The organism is Streptomyces barringtoniae (assembly GCF_020819595.1).
In the GTDB taxonomy this organism is placed as follows: Bacteria; Actinomycetota; Actinomycetes; order Streptomycetales; family Streptomycetaceae; genus Streptomyces; species Streptomyces barringtoniae.
Genome location: NZ_JAJHNP010000009.1, coordinates 184,109 through 201,583 on the forward strand (window position 1 = coordinate 184,109; position 17,475 = coordinate 201,583).

14 protein-coding genes are annotated in these 17,475 nt (G+C 72.8%); 8 read left to right on the forward strand and 6 right to left on the reverse strand.

What is annotated here, in order from left to right; genetic code table 11:
• Positions 1-165 precede the first annotated feature (165 nt).
• Positions 166-705: a DUF2269 domain-containing protein gene (locus tag LMU33_RS18270; RefSeq protein WP_228621458.1), complete on the forward strand. Its 540-nt coding sequence runs from the start codon at positions 166-168 to the stop codon at positions 703-705.
• A 39-nt stretch (positions 706-744) separates the two neighbouring features.
• Here LMU33_RS18270 and LMU33_RS18275 read toward each other — a convergent pair whose 3' ends face one another.
• Positions 745-1,518 carry a VOC family protein gene (locus LMU33_RS18275; RefSeq protein WP_228621459.1) on the reverse strand — a complete coding sequence of 258 codons (774 nt, stop codon included), beginning with the start codon at positions 1,516-1,518 and terminating at the stop codon, positions 745-747.
• Positions 1,519-1,709: 191 nt separating this feature from the next.
• On the opposite strand from LMU33_RS18275, the gene LMU33_RS18280 reads away from it, so the two are divergent.
• Together LMU33_RS18280 and LMU33_RS18285 are read left to right on the forward strand one after the other, a co-directional pair.
• Entirely contained in the window at positions 1,710-2,573 is an 864-nt protein-coding gene (locus LMU33_RS18280; protein ID WP_228621460.1) for an SCO2400 family protein, read from the forward strand.
• Between the two features lie 71 nt (positions 2,574-2,644).
• Positions 2,645-3,142 carry a hypothetical protein gene (locus tag LMU33_RS18285; RefSeq protein ID WP_228621461.1) on the forward strand — a complete coding sequence of 166 codons (498 nt, stop codon included), beginning with the start codon at positions 2,645-2,647 and terminating at the stop codon, positions 3,140-3,142.
• Between the two features lie 62 nt (positions 3,143-3,204).
• On the opposite strand, the gene LMU33_RS18290 is transcribed toward LMU33_RS18285, so the two are convergent.
• Positions 3,205-8,010 carry a DNA repair ATPase gene (locus LMU33_RS18290; protein WP_228621463.1) on the reverse strand — a complete coding sequence of 1,602 codons (4,806 nt, stop codon included), beginning with the start codon at positions 8,008-8,010 and terminating at the stop codon, positions 3,205-3,207.
• 166 nt (positions 8,011-8,176) lie between these two features.
• Positions 8,177-10,366 carry a flotillin family protein gene (locus LMU33_RS18295; protein ID WP_228621464.1) on the reverse strand — a complete coding sequence of 730 codons (2,190 nt, stop codon included), beginning with the start codon at positions 10,364-10,366 and terminating at the stop codon, positions 8,177-8,179.
• Between the two features lie 288 nt (positions 10,367-10,654).
• Between LMU33_RS18295 and LMU33_RS18300 the strand changes: the two genes are divergently transcribed.
• The 3 genes from LMU33_RS18300 to LMU33_RS18310 all read left to right on the forward strand — a co-directional run bounded on the left by LMU33_RS18300 (position 10,655) and on the right by LMU33_RS18310 (position 12,689).
• Complete coding sequence (locus LMU33_RS18300; RefSeq protein ID WP_228621465.1) at positions 10,655-11,734, forward strand: PucR family transcriptional regulator; 1,080 nt, start codon at positions 10,655-10,657, stop codon at positions 11,732-11,734.
• Between the two features lie 122 nt (positions 11,735-11,856).
• Positions 11,857-12,336 carry a hypothetical protein gene (locus tag LMU33_RS18305; protein ID WP_228621466.1) on the forward strand — a complete coding sequence of 160 codons (480 nt, stop codon included), beginning with the start codon at positions 11,857-11,859 and terminating at the stop codon, positions 12,334-12,336.
• Positions 12,333-12,689, forward strand: coding sequence for a winged helix-turn-helix domain-containing protein (locus LMU33_RS18310; RefSeq protein ID WP_228621468.1), 357 nt, complete (start codon positions 12,333-12,335; stop codon positions 12,687-12,689). The genes LMU33_RS18305 and LMU33_RS18310 overlap by 4 nt, the downstream gene beginning before the upstream one ends.
• Positions 12,690-12,707: 18 nt before the next feature.
• Here the strand turns inward: LMU33_RS18310 and LMU33_RS18315 are convergent, their stop codons facing one another.
• The 3 genes from LMU33_RS18315 to LMU33_RS18325 all read right to left on the reverse strand — a co-directional run bounded on the left by LMU33_RS18315 (position 12,708) and on the right by LMU33_RS18325 (position 15,223).
• Positions 12,708-13,655 carry an MIP/aquaporin family protein gene (locus LMU33_RS18315; protein WP_228621469.1) on the reverse strand — a complete coding sequence of 316 codons (948 nt, stop codon included), beginning with the start codon at positions 13,653-13,655 and terminating at the stop codon, positions 12,708-12,710.
• Positions 13,656-13,758: 103 nt separating this feature from the next.
• Entirely contained in the window at positions 13,759-14,424 is a 666-nt protein-coding gene (locus LMU33_RS18320; protein ID WP_228621470.1) for an SDR family NAD(P)-dependent oxidoreductase, read from the reverse strand.
• 100 nt (positions 14,425-14,524) lie between these two features.
• Positions 14,525-15,223, reverse strand: a complete 699-nt coding sequence (locus LMU33_RS18325) for a DUF4328 domain-containing protein (protein WP_228621472.1) — start codon at positions 15,221-15,223, stop codon at positions 14,525-14,527.
• Between the two features lie 192 nt (positions 15,224-15,415).
• On the opposite strand from LMU33_RS18325, the gene ctaD reads away from it, so the two are divergent.
• Both ctaD and LMU33_RS18335 read left to right on the forward strand, forming a co-directional pair.
• Positions 15,416-17,134 carry an aa3-type cytochrome oxidase subunit I gene (gene ctaD, locus LMU33_RS18330; protein WP_228621474.1) on the forward strand — a complete coding sequence of 573 codons (1,719 nt, stop codon included), beginning with the start codon at positions 15,416-15,418 and terminating at the stop codon, positions 17,132-17,134.
• Complete coding sequence (locus tag LMU33_RS18335; RefSeq protein WP_228621475.1) at positions 17,131-17,475, forward strand: cytochrome C oxidase subunit I; 345 nt, start codon at positions 17,131-17,133, stop codon at positions 17,473-17,475. Before ctaD ends, LMU33_RS18335 begins: the two co-directional genes overlap by 4 nt.

Sequence of the window (17,475 nt, forward strand, 5' to 3'; positions counted from 1 at the left end):
AAAGCCCGCTCGAACAGTGGGTGAACAACGGGCTGCGCTCGGTGTTCGCCGCGCCGGGCGTACTCGGCCGGGCGCAGTGGACGTTGCTTCCCCCGTCGGACGCCCCGGGCCGGCGCCGCGGGCGAGTCTGGTCGTACGCCCGGCCCCGGATCCGAAGGAAGCGAAGTGAGCCGTCGATTGTCGCCCAGAGCCCGGAAGAGCTGGGTCGTCGTCCATGTGGTCGTCTCGGTCAGCTGGCTGGCGCTGATGCTCTGCCTGCTCACCCTCGGGGCCACGGCACTTGCGACCGACGACGCGGACACCCTGCGGAGCGCGTACCGGGCGACGGGGATGCTGGGGGATGCGCTGATCGTCCCGCTGAGCCTGCTCACCCTGCTCAGTGGGATGGTGCTGAGTCTCGGCACGCCCTGGGGGCTGTTCCGCCACTACTGGGTCGCCGTCAAGTTCTGGCTGACCCTCGCGGCGACGGCGGCGTCGGTCTTCGCCCTCAGCGCCCGGCTGCACGACGCGGTGCACGCCGTGGCCCGGCATCCGACCGGCTCGATCGCGGAAATGCACCTGGGGTTCATCCGCTACAACACCGTGATCGTGCCGGCCGTCGCGCTGCTGCTGTATGTCTCGATCGTCGTGCTGTCCGTCTTCAAGCCGTGGGGGCGCCGGGTCACCACACCGGCGCGGGGCTCCCTCCTTCGCCGCGGGGGATGAACGGCAACGGCCAAGGGCATGCGTGGCCCCCGAGTGCCCTCAGGGCCGGCGCGGATCAGGCCTCAGGACCGCGAAGACCGCCTGGGCGGGGTCGGCCAGCCAGGCGATGCGGCCGACGCCGGGGACGTTCGCCGCCGGCATCAGCACCGAGCCGCCGCTGTCGCCCACCGCCGTGACGATCGCGTCCGCGTCGGCCACGGCGAAGTACGGCACCCAGCGGGCGTCCTCCCGGTCGTCCCGCAGCGGGGCCACGCCGCCGAAGGAGCCCTCCTGCTGGTCGCCCTCCGCGATGCTGAGCACCTGGTACGTCATGCCCGGCGCCTGCATCTCCTGCGACCGCCAGCCGAACAGCCCGCGGTAGAAACCGATGGCCGCCTGCGGGTCCCTGACGTGCAGCTCCACCCAGACCAGCGCGTCGTCCTCCGACACCCGCTGCAGACCCTGCCCGTTCTGCAGCACCGCGAACTGCGCGCCCTGCGGGTCGGTGAACTGGGCGAAGGTGGTCTCGCCCATGCCGGCCGGCTCGGCGCGCACCCGGCCGCCCGCGTCGGTCACGGCCCGCGCGGTGGCCCAGGCGTCGTCGGTGCGGAAGTACGTCATCCAGGCGGATCTCGCCCCCGGCTCGGTCAGCGGGCCGAGCCCGGCGACCGTACCGCCGTTCTTCTGGAAGAAGCCGTAGCCGCCGCCTTGCGGGCCGGCGGAGGCGAACTCCCAGCCGAAGACGGCACCGTAGAAGGCGGCGGCCGCCTGTGTGTCGGGGCTGCCGAGGTCGATCCAGATGGGCGATCCGGTGCGGAACTCTGTGCCGAGCATGCGTCTCCTCCTGCCGGTCCGGTGCGGAAGCCGCCCGCCACTATGCCGACGGACCCGGTCGGACCCGGCCGGGACACGGGAAAAGAACCCCGCGAATCTGCGCAGGAGTGACACATGTGCTGCACACAGCCTTTCGAAAGGCTCGTTACCGTGACGGTCGCCCGCTCCCCCAGGACTCAGGAAGACCACAGATGGACTACTGCTCCTCGTGCCGCCGGCACCTCAACGGCGCCCTGGTCTGTCCCGGGTGCGGTGCCTACGCCCCGGACATAGCCCCGCCCCGCGCCCACGCCGGTGTCACGGCCGCACCGCTCGCCGCCGACAACTGGTTCGGCGCCGGGCAACCCGCCGCCGAGCCGTCCGCCGACCTCGCGGACACGGCCACGGACGCACCGCCCGCCGACGTCACCGACGCGCCGCGCGCCCCGCAGGGACGCGCCGCCCGGCGCCGGCAGCTGGCGCGCTGGAGGAAGAACCAGCGCCGGGCCGTGGTGGCGACCGCCGTCGCACTCGTCGGCGGCGGCCTGACGCTCGCCTCGCTGGACCGCGGCAACGGCGACAAGGCCCAGGCGGCCACCGCACCGGACCACCGGAGCATGGGCCTCACCGAGGACCCGTCGGCCGCGCCCAGCAGCCCGCCGTCCACACCGGCCCCGCCCGCCGCCACACACCGGCACGCCCCCGCCGCACCGGCGGCACAGACGCCCGCCGTGAACGCCCCGCGGCAGCACTCCCTCGCCCCCGCGCCCCGCACGGCACAGTCCGCCGGCCACCCGCACACCGCCGCGGCGGCCCCGCAACCGGCCGCGCCGGCCGCCGCACAGCCACGGAGCACCGCACCGTCCTCCTCCGGCACCGGCACGGGCACGAGCAGCGGCACCGGCACGAGCACCGGCACCAGCACGGGCACGGGCACGGGTTCCTCCGGTACGGCGTCCCAGCCGGCCTCCTCCACCGGCACGGGCAGCGGTACCTCCACCTCACCGACGTCCCCGACGTCCCCGTCCTCGACGTCTTCCCACCAGCTCTGCCTGGTCCTGGTCTGCCTCGGCTGACGGCACGCACACCCCCTGGGCCGCCCCCGTCGATCGGCTACGCTACGCGTCCGACGACGGGGGAGAGACACATGTTCGAGTACGGCAAACGACTCAAGGCGGCCGGTGCGACGGCGTTCCTGCTGGCCGCGCTCGCCGCGTGCGGCGGCGGTGGCCACGCAGGCGGCAGCCCGAGCCCCGACCCCGTCCACGGCCTCAAGGACACGACCCGGCACGTCTCCCGGCAGACCACCCGCGCCACCCGCCCGCACCTGGTCAAGAGGTGCACCACGGGCACCCACCAGGTCCGGCACAGCTCCCGCTCCGGCTCCGGCCGTCACCGCCGCACCCGCACCTGGTACACCACCGAGCGCTACCAGGACTGCCACAAGGTGCGCAGCGGCACCGAGACGTACCGCAGGGAAACACGCCCGGAGCGGTGGTGCGTCCGCCTGGACGACGTGAACGGCAACCGCAGGCAGGACGACGTGTGGTACCGCGTCGACCGCCTCGACTACAACCGGGTCCTGGACGCCGACGACCGCACCCGCGTGCAGTTCGTCCCGCTGTACCCGGACACCGGCTGCTGACGTCGGGTTCCCGGCGCGGCCGACGGCGCCGCCCCCCTCGCCGTGCCCCCGCACCGCGCCCCTCACCGCCCCCGCCCCCGCTCGATGGCCGACTCCACCGCCGCGATCCGGTCCGCGAGGAGTCCCAGTGCGGCCACCGCCCGGCTCACGGGATCCTCCTCGGGACCGCCGAGGGCGCGGACGCGCGTGTGAGCGGTCTTCACCTCGGTCCAGCGGGCGGCCTGCGCCGGGGTCGACGTGCCGCGCAGTTCGGCGAGTTTGAGCAGGTTGGCCTCGGCGCCCGTGGTGAGGGTCTGCGCCTCGGCCGTGTAGTGGTCGTCGACGACGGCCTCGCGTTCGGTGTCGTTCATGACCGGACGCAGGCGCCCGGCGATCCGGTTCATGTCGCGGTAGGAGCCCTGGAGGCGGAAGGGGGGTTCCGTGCGGGCGGCCTCCGACTGGGCGGCGGAGGCGATGTAGGCCTCGTTCACCGTCAGCACCGTCTCGCGGACCGCCAGCACATGGCGCAGCACGGCCACGGCGGCCGCCAGTTCGGCCGGCGGCATCGGGCGGGTGAGGCGGTCGGCGCGGGCCGTCGGGTCGGCGCCGGCCAGCCGGACCAGGAGGTCCAGGTCGGCGCGGTCGCGGGCGGCGAGCGGGGCGAGCACCGGGTTGGCGGTGAGGGCGTTCTCGACGAAGCTGAGCGCGAAGACGTCCTCCTTGCCGGTGAGGACGTCGCCGAGGTTCCACACGTCGGCGCGGTTGGCGAGCATGTCGGGGATGCGGAAGCGCTCGCCGGACTCGGTGTAGGGGTTGCCGGCCATGCAGACCGCGAAGCGCTTGCCGCGCAGGTCGTAGGTGCGCGGTTCGCCGTCCCACACGCCGTCCACCCGCCGGGTGGCGTCGCACAGCGGGATGAACTTCTGCAGCAGCTCGGGCGAGGTGTGCTGGATGTCGTCCAGGTACAGGAACGTGTTGTTGCCGGCCGCCAGCGCGAAGTTGATCTTCTCGATCTCGCGGCGGGCGGTGGCGTTCGGGGCGTCGGCGGGGTCCAGCGAGGTGACGGTGCGGCCGAGCGCCGGGCCGCTGACCCTGACCAGCATCAGGCCGAGCCGGTCGGCGACGTACTCCATGAGCGTCGTCTTGCCGTAGCCGGGCGGGGAGACCAGCAGGAGCAGGCCGCCGGTGTCGGTGCGCTTGGACTCGCCGGTGGTGCCCAGCTGCCGGGCCAGGCTGTCGCCGATCAGCGGCAGGTAGACCTCGTCGACGAGCCGGTTCCGGACGAACGCCGACATCACCCGCGGGCGGTGGTCGTCCAGGCGGAGCCGGTCGCGCTCGGCGGCCACCAGGGCCGTACGGCGGCGCTGGTAGGCGCGGAAGGCGGGGACCTCCTCGGCCGCGAAGCGTGCGGTGCGGGCCAGGAACTCGTCGAGGCGCAACGGCAGTCGGCCGCCCGCCACGCGCGGGTGCGTGCCCAGCAGGCCCTCCGCCGTCGCGGTGAGCGGGGCGTCGCCGTCGTAGCGGGGCAGGTCCGGGCAGAGCTCGGCGGCGACCGCCTCGGCCAGCTCGCCGGGCCCGGCCTCGGTGCCGGTGGCGGCGGCGTACGCGGCGAGCCAGGCGTGCACCACCTGCCGGCGCGCGGCCAGGCCGGTCAGCGCCTCCAGGTCGGCGCGGTAACTCCCCTCCGCGTGCCGGAACTTCTCCAGCAGGGTGCGCGCCGTGAGGCCGAGGACGAAGCCCTCGGGGCCACCGGTCAGCTCCTCGAAGAGGTACGCGGCGGCCGGCCCGCCCGCCACCGACGCGTCCCAGGCCTCGATCGCCCCGGCCAGCTCCCCCTCCAGCTCCGCGATGGCCGGTACGGCACCGAAGGCGTCCCGGGCCCGGGCCAGCGACACCGCCCGCCGGGACCAGGCCGTCCGGGCCTCCTCCGTCGTGCCGTGCGCCCAGAACAGCTGGGCGGCGGCGCGGGCGGCGGGCTCGTGCCGCAGGGTGCCGGCGCCCTCGTACAGGGGCAGCAGAGCCTGGAGCACGACCGTGGCGTCGTGGTCGTGGACGCCGCGCTCGTAGCCCTCGTCGTACGACTCCTGCGCCGCCCGGCGGACCAGGTCCGGCAGGTCGTCGGCGGCGGCGAGGGCGGCCGGGCCCTGCTCGGCGAGCAGGCGGGCGGCGAGGTGCTCGGCGCGGTAGACCTCGGGGGACTCGGACGGCAGATGGCGGTCCCAGCAGGAGCGGTACGCGGCGAAGTCCGGGTCGGCGACCGGGGCGCGGTAGTCCGTGCCGGTGACCGCGAAGGCGAGGGTGTCGCCGTGCGGGACGAGGGTGAGGTCGAGCGGCTGGGTGTTGACGGCGAAACGGTGGCCGCCGAGCAGCAGGGCGCGGCCGTCGTCGGCGTACAGGTCGGCGCGGTCGCGCAGGGCGCGGGCGGCCTCCTGGCGGGCGGACTTCAGCCGGCCGTCCAGTTCCTCGGCGCGCACGCTGTCGCCGAGGGCGCGCAGTTCGCCGGCGGTGCGGCGCACCTTGGCGACCAGCGGGTCGGAGGCGAAGTACGTGGTGACCGCGTCCGTGTCGGCCAGCGTGGCGGCCCGGCGGGCGACGGTCTGCAGCATGCGCCCCGCCGAGAGCGCGAGCTGTTCGGCGCGGCGGGCGCGGGCGTCGGCGAGAGACTGCTTGCGGGCGGCGAACGCCTCGTAGATCTCGGCGCGCCGGTCGGCGAGCTCCGCGAGGAAGTCGTCGAACTCGGCGAACCGTCCGTCCAGGTCCTCCAACCGGCCCAGGACGGAGGCGAGTTGGTCGTCACACTCCTCGGGGGTGCCGGACGCGGCGAGCGCGGCGGTGACGGCCTGGGCGAGCAGCGCGGTCTCGGCGGCGAACTCGGCCCGTCCCTCGCTGTCCCGGAGGCTGCGGCGGCGGGCGTCCAAGGTCGCCCGGGCCCGGTTGGCACCGCCCAGCACCTCGGCGATCCGCTCCAGGACGGCCGTACGGACGGTGGCGTCGGCGATGTCGAGGCCGGTCACGACCTCGGTGACCGTGCGCAGCCCGTCGGCGAGCTCGTCGAGCCGGGCGGCGACCGGCGCGCCCTGGGCCACGGTCTCGACGGCGGCCGCCTCCCCGACCAGCCGCTCGACCTCCGCCTGCTGCCCCGCGAAGGCGTCCTCGCGCGCCAGGAACTGCACCGCGCGCCGCCCGAAGGAGGCGAGGTCGTCCTCGGCCGCGGCCGCCAGTTCCGCCAGCCGGGCGGCATCGACGTACCGCAGCTCCCGCAGGGTGAGCAGGTGCCCGTGCGCGTGCCGGAGTTCGGTCAGTCCGCGCACCCAGGCGTCGGCCTCGCGCGGCGCCTCGCCGCGCAGCCGGCGCACCACGGCGGCGATCCGCCCCTCGGCCTCGTCGAGGGTGTCCGCGGCGTGCCGGGTCAGCTCCCGTACCGTCTCGAACTCGCCCAGCACCTGCTCGGCGGCCGTACGGACCTCACCCAACGGGCCATCCAGACCGCCCAGTTCGGGATCGGTGAGCCAGTGATGGACGTCGGCGGCCCGCACGCAGGCCGCCACCAGCGCCCGGTACCCCTCGCTCGTCTCGACTCCGTCGGCCACCAGCCGGGCCACGGACAGGCAGTCGGCGAGCCCGCGCACGAGATCGGCGTTGCCGACCCGGGCGAACGCGCCGGTGCCGGTGCGCAGCGCGGCGGCGTGCGTGTCGGACACGTACGGCGAGGTCCACCACTGCACCGGATGGGTGTGCGCCGGCTCCTCGCTCCCGGCGCGCAGCACGGCGAGCGCACCGTCCTCGAACAGCGCCCAGCCCCGGCACGGCAGCGGGTTCGCGACCTCCTTGCGCAGGGTGTTGTACGACAGCAGCAGCGCGCGTCCGCCGGCCCGGGACCGGAAGGCGTACAGCACGTCCTCGCCGTTCGGGGCGTGCACCTCGCGCTCGAACTCCAGCCCGGTGACGTCGAGTTCGTACGTCTTGTGGGCCCCGCCCGCCAGGCAGTACCCGCCGGGGAAGACGATCCCCTGCTCCTCGGGCAGCCGCCGGCACGCCTGCCCGATCCCGTCGAGCCGTACGACGGTCCGGGACAGCGTGTCGAACACGAGGTACCGGTCGTCCTCCTCCTTGTACGGCCGCACCCGCAGCAGCACGAGTGCACCGACCCGCGCATGCGCGACCGCCGCGTCGGCGAGTGCCTGCAGCGGCTCCTGCACGGGTTCGGCGTACAGCTCCTCCCCTTCCGGGGTGCCTACGGTGAGCGTTCCGCCGACGGTGGTCACCCCCAGACCCCCGGGTACGGCGACGTACTGGTCCCGGCCGAGGACGTGATCCTCGCGGGTGGTCTCCGTCCAGGTCACGTCCTGGGCCGGCGGGAAGACGTCGTCGCGGTCGCCGCGCGCGTCCAGGAACGCCACGCGGCCGTCCTCGGCGAGGCTCCAGCGCAGCACGCGGACGTCCTCGGCCTTCTCACCGGTGCGGAACACCGCCAGCAGCCGGCTGTCGACCCGGCGCAGCCGCAGCAGGCTCGCTCCGCGGTAGTAACGGTGCAGGGCGCCGAACTCCCGAACGAACGCAGGGTCGTCCAGCAGACCGGGTACGGCGTCCTCGGCCGACCGCTCGCCGTCACGGCCGTACAGCGCGAGGACGTCCGTGGCTCCGCCGGTCACGCCGAAGAGGAGCGCGTCCCCTACGGCCACGATGTCGCTCGGCATGCCCGCGTGCTCGGTGTGGAGGCGAGCGGTGCGCGCGAGGTCCAGCCGCGCCGAGCCGAACTCCTCGGCCCGGCGCGCGTTGAGGTCCTCGGCCCGCCGGGCGAGCTCTGCGGCGTGCCCGGCGAGCCGGTCGCGCAGCACCTCGTAGGTACCGGCGTCGACGCTTGCCTGCGGCGCCTCAGCGGTGGCCATGGCTGTGCTTCCCTTCGTGGGCTGTGCGGCTACGGGCTCGGGGCTGCGAGTCGTATGCCGAGTGCGGGTCAGTGGTGGGCCGGTCGCGCCCCCGCGGCGGAGCCGCACATCGGATACGGCCCCGCGCCCCTTCGGGGCGCTTGCCGGCAGCGCCCCGGCCCCCACCTCAGCTCCCCGTGCCGCTTCCGTTCAGTGCTGTCACCGGTGTGTCCGACAGGCCCAGTTCGCTCGCCCGGTCGAGGAGTTTCTGCAGCTGCCCCGCCTGCGGGCCGCCGTTCTTGATCTGCTTCGCCAGCAGCGCCGACACCGTCAGGTTCCGCACGTCCGCCGAGCCGAGTGAGCCAAGGATGTGGGAGAGGTCGTCGGTGAAGCTGCCCGAGCCGTCCAGCCAGGGCTTCGCCAGCGCCTGCGCGGTGCGGGAGTTGGCGACGAAGCCGTCCACGCCCTTGCCGAGGGAGATGGAGGACACCAGGCGGTCGAAGAAGACGGAGTCCCCGCCGACGATGTCGATGTCCGCGTGCTCCAGGCCGGTCGCCAGCACCGTCGCCTGCGCCTCGGCCACCTGCCGCTGTGTCTCCAGGCCGGCCAGCCGGATCTCCTTCTCCGCCTGCAGCCGCAGCCGGTACTCCTCGTGCCCGCGCGAGGCCTCGTCCAGTGCGGCCATCGCGGCGGCCTTCTCGGTCAGGCCGGCGGCCTCGGCCTTCAGCTTCTCGCCGATCGCCGTGGCTTCCGCGAGCGCCTTCGCCCTGGTCCCCTCGGCCTCGGCCAGGCCCTTGGCCCGCGCGCCCTCCGCCTCGGCCTTCAGCCGCGCCTCGGTGGCCTCCGCCGCCGCCCGCGCACCCTCGGCCTCCGCGAGCCCCTTCGCCCGCGCGCCCTCGGCCTCGGCGAGCGCCTTGGCCTGGGTGCCCTCGGCCTCCGCGCGCAGCCGCGCCCCGGTGGCCTCCGCCGCCGCGCGCCCGGCCTTGACGGTGACCTCGGCCTCCTTGTCGCGGACCTGCACGGCGGCGAGCCCCTCGGCGGCGGCCTCGGCCTGGACGCCCTCGGCGAGCCGCAGCTTGGCCCGGGCGTCGAGGTCGGCGGTCTTCAAGCGGGCCTCGGCGAGCGTGAGTTCCTCGGCGGCGCGGTGCGTGGCGGCCTGCTCGGCGGCCTCGGCGGCCTTGATGTCCTTGACCAGCTTCTCCTGCGCCTCCGCCTCGGCGGCGATGACGAGCGCCTGCCGCTCGCGCTCCGCCTCCTCGACCACGCGCAGCTTCTTGATGGACTCCTCCTGCTCGGCGACCGTACGGTCCACCGCGACCCGCTCCCGGACGACCTCGGCGATCTCCCGCTTCTCCGCCTCGACCTCCTTCTCGGCGGCGATCTTCGTCAGCTGGGTCTCCCGCTCCCGCGCGATGACCTCCAGCAGGCGGTCCTTCTCGATGCGCTCGTTCTCCACGGCGAGGACCCGCTCGCGGTTCTTCGCGGCGACGGCGATCTCGCGGGCCTGGTTCTCGCGCTGCACGCCGAGCTGTTCCTCGGTGCGCAGGAAGGCGCCCTGGGCGCGCAGCCGTTCCTCCTCCGCCACGCGGGCGGTCTCGGCCTCCTCGCGGGCCCGGGAGGTCTCGATCTCCCGCTTCTGCTTGATCTCGGCGTCCGCCTGGCGCCGCTCCAGCTCCAGGATGGCCTCGCGGGCGTCGACGTCCTGGCGGGTGATCTCCTTCTGCTCGTTGCGCTTGGCCTCGTTGGTGCGCACGTGCTCGATCGCCGTCAGTTCGGTGATCTTGCGGATGCCCTCGGCGTCGAGGACGTTGGCCGGGTCCATCTGGGAGAGCGGGGTCTGCTCCAGGTAGTCGATCGCCGCGTCCTCGAGGTGGTAGCCGTTGAGGTCGATGCCGATCAACTCGATGATGTGGTACCGGAGTTCCTCGCGCTTGGTGTAGAGGTCGGTGAAGTCCATCTGCTTGCCGACGGTCTTCAGCGCCTCGGAGAACTTCGCGTGGAACAGCTCCTGGAGCGTGTCCTGGTGGCTGGCGCGCTCGGTGCCGACGGTCTGGGCGACCTTGATGACGTCCGGGACGGTCTTGTTGACCTTCACGAAGAACAGGATCCGGATGTCGGCGCGGATGTTGTCCCGGCAGATCAGTCCGTCCCGCCCCGAGCGGCTGATCTCGATGGTCTTCACCGAGATGTCCATGACCTCGGCCTTGTGCAGGATCGGCAGCACGACCTGGCCGGTGAAGGACACGTCCACCTGGCGCGTCTTCGACACGATCAGGGCCTGGCTCTGGTCCACCTTGCGGTACAGCCGGGAAAACGCGAACACCGCGAGCACCACGGCGACGAGACAGACGGCGACGAGCACGCCGAGGGCTTCCATGGCATACGTCCTTGCGTCAGACGATGAAGTACGGAGCCCCCCGGGATCGCGGTGCCGGACCATGTACCGGACCCCCGTACCGGTCCTTGACCACCGGTCGTTCGCCGGTGTCCGGCACCGCGATCCTCCGTAGTGCTCCCCGCGGACGATGGTGCGGCCGGGGCACACCCCCGCGCATTGCCGGTGTCCGGCAGTGTTCACTAGGGTCTGGATGCCGGACAGGCGCTAAGAAAACGTCACCGGCGCGTCAAGATCGCGGGAGCACGGGGGACGGGGGCCGGGACCGGCATGGGGGACAAGCACGACATACGCGACACGTCCGAGCACTATCTGGACGGCTTCACCCGGACACTGTCCGAGGTTTCGGCCACCGGACGGCGGTTGACCAGGGAGGAGCTGAAGACCAGGCGGACCCTGGGCGAGCAGGCCGCCGAGGCCGGGCACGGACTGCGCGCGCTGATCGTGGCCCACCTGGCCGCCACCCGCGCCGCCTGGCCGTCCGTGCCCTGCTCGGCCGAGAGCGACCTGGCCACGCTGGCCGCCGTCGAGCAGGCGATCGACGCGTTCGCCGAGGGCTACGAACGCGCCCAGCGGCTCTCCGTACGCCGCGAGGAGGCCGCCCGCCGGGAGTTCATCGACGACCTGCTCTACGGCCGCAGTGACCTCGGCCGCCTCGCCGAGCGCGCCGAACGCTTCGGCCTGCACCTGTCCCGGGCGCACGCGGTGGCGGTCGCCGAGGGCCCGGCCGCCTATGTCGAGAGCGGGCCGGTCGCCCGCCGGGTCGAGGCCGCCGTGCTCGCCCGCTTCGACTCGCGCAGCATCCTGCTCACCACCAAGAACGGCCGGCTGCTGTGCATCGCGCCCGGCGACGAGGACGAGATCCTCGTCCACTTCGCCAAGCAGGCGTACGCGGCGACGGACGGCTGCCGGGTCGCCGTCGGCCGCCCGCAGCACGGCGCCGGCGGGGTCGTGCAGTCGTACGAGGAGGCCCTCGCCGCGCTGGAGATGGCCGCCCGGCTCGGCCTGACCGGGCCGGTGCTGCGCGCCGCCGACCTCCTCGTCTACCCGGTGCTGACCCGGGACCGGCAGGCGCTGGTCGACCTGGTGTCCCACACCCTCGACCCGCTCACCAGGGCCCGCGGCGGGGCCGTACCCCTCCTGGACACGCTCAGCACGTACTTCGACTCCGGCTGCGTGGCCGCCGAGGCCGCCCGCCGGCTCTCCCTCAGCGTCCGCGCGCTCACCTACCGCCTGGAACGCATCCACAAGCTCACCGGCGCCGATCCCGCCGACCCGGCGCAGCGCTACATGCTCCAGACGGCCGTGATCGGCGCCCGCCTGCTGGACTGGCCGAACCGGCCCCTGTGAGCGGCGGCCCCGGCATGCCGAAAGTACTTGCATTTACGGAAAGTACTGTCCATGCTTACGGTATCCACCGGGGCGGCCCGACCACCCGCCCCTCCAGGACAACCGCCCGCATGGAGGCACACATGACCAGCACGGGGGACCCGATGGACGCCCGGCAGGCACGGGACGCGCTCGCCGCCGCCTGCGCCGCACGCACCGCGGCGCGCAGGGCGAGCGAGGCCAACGAGCGGAGCAGGCCCCGGCGTTACGTCATCGGCCAGGGCCTGACCTTCGCGGCCGGCTTCACCGCGTTCGGGCTGGCCAACCTGATGCCGCGGTACGGGACATGGCTGACGCTCGCCGGACTGGCCTGCACGGTCGGCTTCTTCACGCTGGTCTGGATCGGCGCCCACCACGGAGGAGTGACGCGCTGGTTCAGCCGGGACTGCGGATCCCGGCGCCGGGCCTGGGAGCTCTGGGTGGCTCCCCTCCTCTCGCTCGCCGTCAGCGCGCTGGCCGCCATCCCGTACGGCGAGACGGGCTGGCTCATCGCCTTCGGCCTGACCACCGGCGCGGAACACCTGCTGCGCGCGTTCCGGCAGCAGCGGGTCGGCACCGCATGACCGGCCCCACGGGCGGCGCGCCCCCCGCTCTCGACCGCGAACTGCACCACCCGACCCGGCTGGCCCTCGCCGCCTACCTCTCGGCGTGCGGCGAGGCGGAGTTCGCCGTCCTGCGGGACTACTGCCAGGTCTCCGACTCCACGCTGAGCAAGACCCTCTCCGCGCTGGAGAAGACCGGCTACGTCGGCATCCGCAAGGGCCACCTCGGCAAGCGCCCGCGCACCTGGGCCGCGCTCACGCTCACCGGCCGCAGGGCGCTCGCCCGCCATCTGGCCGCGCTGGAGGAGATCGCGGCGACGGCCCGGCGCGCCGCGGGTGCCGGTACGGGCACGGAGGAGACCCCCGGCGGCTGAGGTACCGCACCCTGATGCCTACTCCTCGTCGATCGTGCGCACCGGGGTCGCGCGCCCCGGCTCCGGCAGCTCGGCCAGCTCCGCCCGGACCAGCAGGACGTCACCGATGAAGAGGTCGTACACGACGATCCCGGCCACACCACCGATCAGCGGCCCGACGATGGGGATCCACCAGTAGCCGCTGTACACGCCGGACACGCTGCCCGGGAAGGCGAGGCTGCCCCAGCCCTCCGCATAGGTGAGCAGCCGCGGCCCGAAGTCACGGGCCGGGTTGATGGCATAGCCCGCGTTGGCGCCGTAGGACAGGCCGATGGCGGCGACGACGAAGCCGACGATCAGCGGGCCGAGGTTGGCCTTCACGGCCTGGTTGCGCAGGTCGAGGACGGCGGCGATCAGCATCAGCAGGAACGCCGTACCGACGATCTGGTCGATGAGCGGTCCCCAGATCCCGCCGTGGTAGTAGGCCGCCGGGAAGGTGGCGAAGATCGAGAAGGTGGCGTTCGTGTGCCCGTTCACCTTCGGCGCGGGCGAGACGGCGTCGTACGCGTTGATGGCCTGGTGGTACACGAGGTAGACCAGCGCGGCGCCGGTGAGCGCGCCGGCCACCTGCGAGAACCAGTACGGCAGGACCTTGGCCCAGGAGAATCCGCGGCGCACCGCCATGGCCAGGGTCACCGCCGGGTTGATGTGGGCACCGCTGACGCCGCCGGCCACGTACACGCCGAAGACGACCGCGAACGCCCAGCCCCAGGCGATCAGCAGCCAGTCGCCGGCCGCCAGGAAGATCGTGGTGGGCGTCGCCGCACGGCCGGAACCGGGCAGCGCGGCGACCGCCGTCGCGACCACACCGCAGCCGAAGGAGATGAGCACGAACGTCCCGAGGAACTCGGCGAGGCACTCGCCCAGCAGTCCGCCCCGGGCTCTGAGCCGGGACGGCTTGACGATCGCGGGGATTTCGACAGCCACGGAGGCCCCCTTGAAGAGAGCAATACGGCCAACATCACCATATTGGCGCACAAAGCCCCGCACCGCAGGGTGACAGTGCTCCGTCAGCCTCAGGGCCCCCGGCTCAGCTGTCGAGGTCGTCGGCGAAGTGCCGGAACCCGTGCCGGTCCCGGTGCATGCCCCACAGCGTCTCCGCCAGCACCTCCGGATCCTTGCGGGCGTGCCCCGGAGTGATCGCCCCCGGGATCACCAGCTGCGCGACATGGATACCCTCGCCGGCCAGCCGCTCGTGCAGCAGATGGCCGTACGCGCTCTCCGCTGCGAACGCGATGGACGTCCCGGCCCGTTCGGTGTGCGGTACGACGGCGGTCCCGCCGTTGACGAAGAGGATCGTGCCGCGCCCCAGCCTGCGCATCCCCGGCAGCACCTGCTGCACGGCGGCGACGGGGCCGTACACGGAGAACTCGATGGGCCCGACCAGATCCCGGTACCGGGTCTCCAGCACGGGCCGCATGAAGTCCCGGTGCGGCACCGGGCTGTACTGCAGCACCTCGACGGTGCCGATCTCGTCGGCCGCCCGCCGCAGAGCCGCGGACAGCTCCTCCGGCCTGCGCACGTCGGCGACGAACCCCCGGGCCGTCACCCCACTGCCCTCGAGGTCGCGCACCAGCGCGTCGAGCCGGTCCCGTTCCCGGGCGAAGAGGGCCACCGCGAAACCCTCCCGCCCGAACCGCCGCGCGACGGCGGCCCCGAGCCCGGGCCCGGCGCCCACAATGGCGATGCTGCTCATGCCGACCATCCGTACCGCACCCGGCACCACCCCACACACGCGCGGAACTCCCTTCCCTGGCGGGACCACGCGGGGGCGGACGGGAATTCGACGACAGGCCCTAGACGGCCTCGAGCTCGACCGCCTGAGCGTGGGGCCCGCGGAGCCGTTCCACCTGTACGGCCGTGACGGCCCGTACGGCGAGGGCGCCGGCGATCGCGGCGCCCACCACGGCGGCGTCGCACACGAGCAGCGGCCACACCTCGCCGTAGGCGCGCCCGATGATCTCGTCCGTGGAGTCGCGGTACACGACCCCCACCCCGCCGAGCGTCCCCAGCAGCCACAGCGCCCACCACACGTTGACCGATCCGGGCAGCCGCCGTCCGGGAGCGCTGCAGCGGAAGGCGTCGACGACGATCCCGCGCGGTATCCACAGATTGAACACGGGCAGGACCCACCCGAGATACACCCAGAACCCCAGGTACTTCGGCGTTTCCCCCGACAGCGCCCGCGCGTTGTCCCGCAGCCGCCACAGCCAGGACAGGTACAGCAGCGCACAGACCAGGGCGAGCCCGGCCCCCGCCGAGGTCACCCAGTGGTACGAGTCCTCCAGGGAGTTGAGCGGCCGGTGCACCCCGTTCCCCTGGTCCGGGGGCCCGTCGCCCGGCTCCCCCGCGACGGCGAGCCGCACCTCCCACACCCCGCGCACGAGCCAGGCGAGCCCGGCGAGCAGCAGTCCCCCGACAGCCAGCCGCCCGGCCACCTGCACCGGCCGGTACGCCGGCCGGTGGGCGGTGAACTGATCTTCCACTTCGGTCATCCCGCCATCCTGTCGTACGAAAGCCGCAGGCCACCAGAGGCCTCGGGCAAGGGTCGCCGCTACGCCGTCCGGGTGCATCCGTCACGCGGTTGGCCGCGCGTCGGGCGGCGCGTGCCCGGTCCCACGGCAAAGGATGGCCAGTAGCCGACGTATGGCGTGCGCGGACCGCGAGCATCAGGAGACAGACGACTTGTGAGCATCCTCAACGAACCCCATGGTGCCGCCGCAGCCGAGGACGCCTACGAGAGCGAGGTGCCGGTCAGGGGCAGGCAGCCCGGCAATGTCGTGGTGAAGTGGATGACGACCACCGACCACAAGACGATCGGCACGCTGTATCTGGTGACGTCGTTCGCGTTCTTCCTGATCGGTGGCGTGATGGCGCTCATCATGCGCGCCGAGCTGGCCCGGCCGGGCCTGCAGATCGTCTCCAAGGAGCAGTTCAACCAGCTGTTCACGATGCACGGCACCGTGATGCTGCTGATGTTCGCGACGCCGCTGTTCGCCGGTTTCACCAACTGGATCATGCCGCTGCAGATCGGCGCACCCGACGTGGCGTTCCCACGGCTGAACATGTTCGCCTACTGGCTGTACCTGTTCGGCTCGACCATCGCGGTGGGCGGCTTCCTCACCCCTGACGGCGCCGCCGACTTCGGCTGGTTCGCCTACGCCCCGCTCCACGGCGAGGTGTACTCGCCCGGTGTCGGCGCGGATCTGTGGATCATGGGTCTGGCCTTCTCCGGTTTCGGCACCATTCTCGGCTCGGTCAACTTCATCACCACGATCATCTGCATGCGCGCTCCGGGCATCACCATGTTCCGCATGCCGATCTTCGTGTGGAACGTGCTGCTGACCGCCGTCCTGGTCCTGCTCGCCTTTCCGGTGCTGGCCGCCGCCCTGTTCGCCATCGAGGTGGACCGCCAGTTCGGGGCGCACATCTACGACTCCGCCAATGGCGGCGCGCTGCTGTGGCAGCACCTCTTCTGGTTCTTCGGCCATCCCGAGGTGTACATCATCGCGCTGCCGTTCTTCGGCATCATCAGCGAGATCATCCCGGTGTTCTCCCGCAAGCCCATGTTCGGATACATGGGCCTGATCGCCGCGACCATCTCCATCGCCGGCCTGTCCGTCACCGTGTGGGCCCACCACATGTACGTCACCGGCGGGGTGCTGCTGCCCTTCTTCTCCTTCATGACCTTCCTGATCGCCGTACCGACCGGCGTGAAGTTCTTCAACTGGATCGGCACGATGTGGAAGGGCAGTCTGTCCTTCGAGACCCCGATGCTCTGGGCGGCGGGCTTCCTCGTCACGTTCCTCTTCGGTGGCCTGACCGGTGTCATCCTGGCCTCACCGCCGATGGACTTCCACGTCTCGGACTCGTACTTCGTGGTGGCCCACTTCCACTACGTGGTCTTCGGTACGGTCGTGTTCGCGATGTTCGCCGGCTTCCACTTCTGGTGGCCGAAGTTCACCGGCAAGATGCTGGACGAGCGCCTCGGCAAGATCACCTTCTGGACGCTGTTCGTCGGCTTCCACACCACCTTCCTGGTCCAGCACTGGCTGGGCGCCGAGGGCATGCCGCGCCGCTACGCCGACTACCTGGCCGCCGACGGCTTCACGGCCCTGAACACCCTCTCCACCATCGGCTCGTTCCTGCTCGGCCTGTCGATGCTGCCGTTCCTCTACAACGTCTGGAAGACGGCCAAGTACGGCAAGCCGGTCGCCGTCGACGACCCCTGGGGCTACGGCCGCTCCCTGGAGTGGGCGACCTCCTGCCCGCCGCCGCGGCACAACTTCGTCACCCTGCCCCGCATCCGCAGCGAGTCCCCGGCGTTCGACCTGCACCACCCCGACATCGCGATGCAGGAGCACGAGCGCCCGGTCCCGGCGCGGCCCGACCGAGGACAGGGGTGAGCGGTCCGCCGAGGCAGGGCGCCGACGACGCGCTCGCCAACGAGGTCGAGGGATACCTGCTCTGGCAGGCCCGCATCGCCGAGGCGGAGCAGCGCGCACGGGAGTTCACCGGGCCCCTGGAGTGGCTGACGACGGCGCAGCGCGAGGAGATCGAACACCGCTACGTCGCCGACAGCCTGGCCCGCTCCCGGACCGACCTGGAACGCATCGCGGCCCGCTGCAGGTCGCTGCGCGCCGAGTACGAACACCGCTACCAGGAACTCAGACGCCGCTGCGTGGCCCTGACCCTCGCGGTGTGCGCGAGCTGCACGGCCCTGGCGACGCTGTTCCTGCTCCTGTGA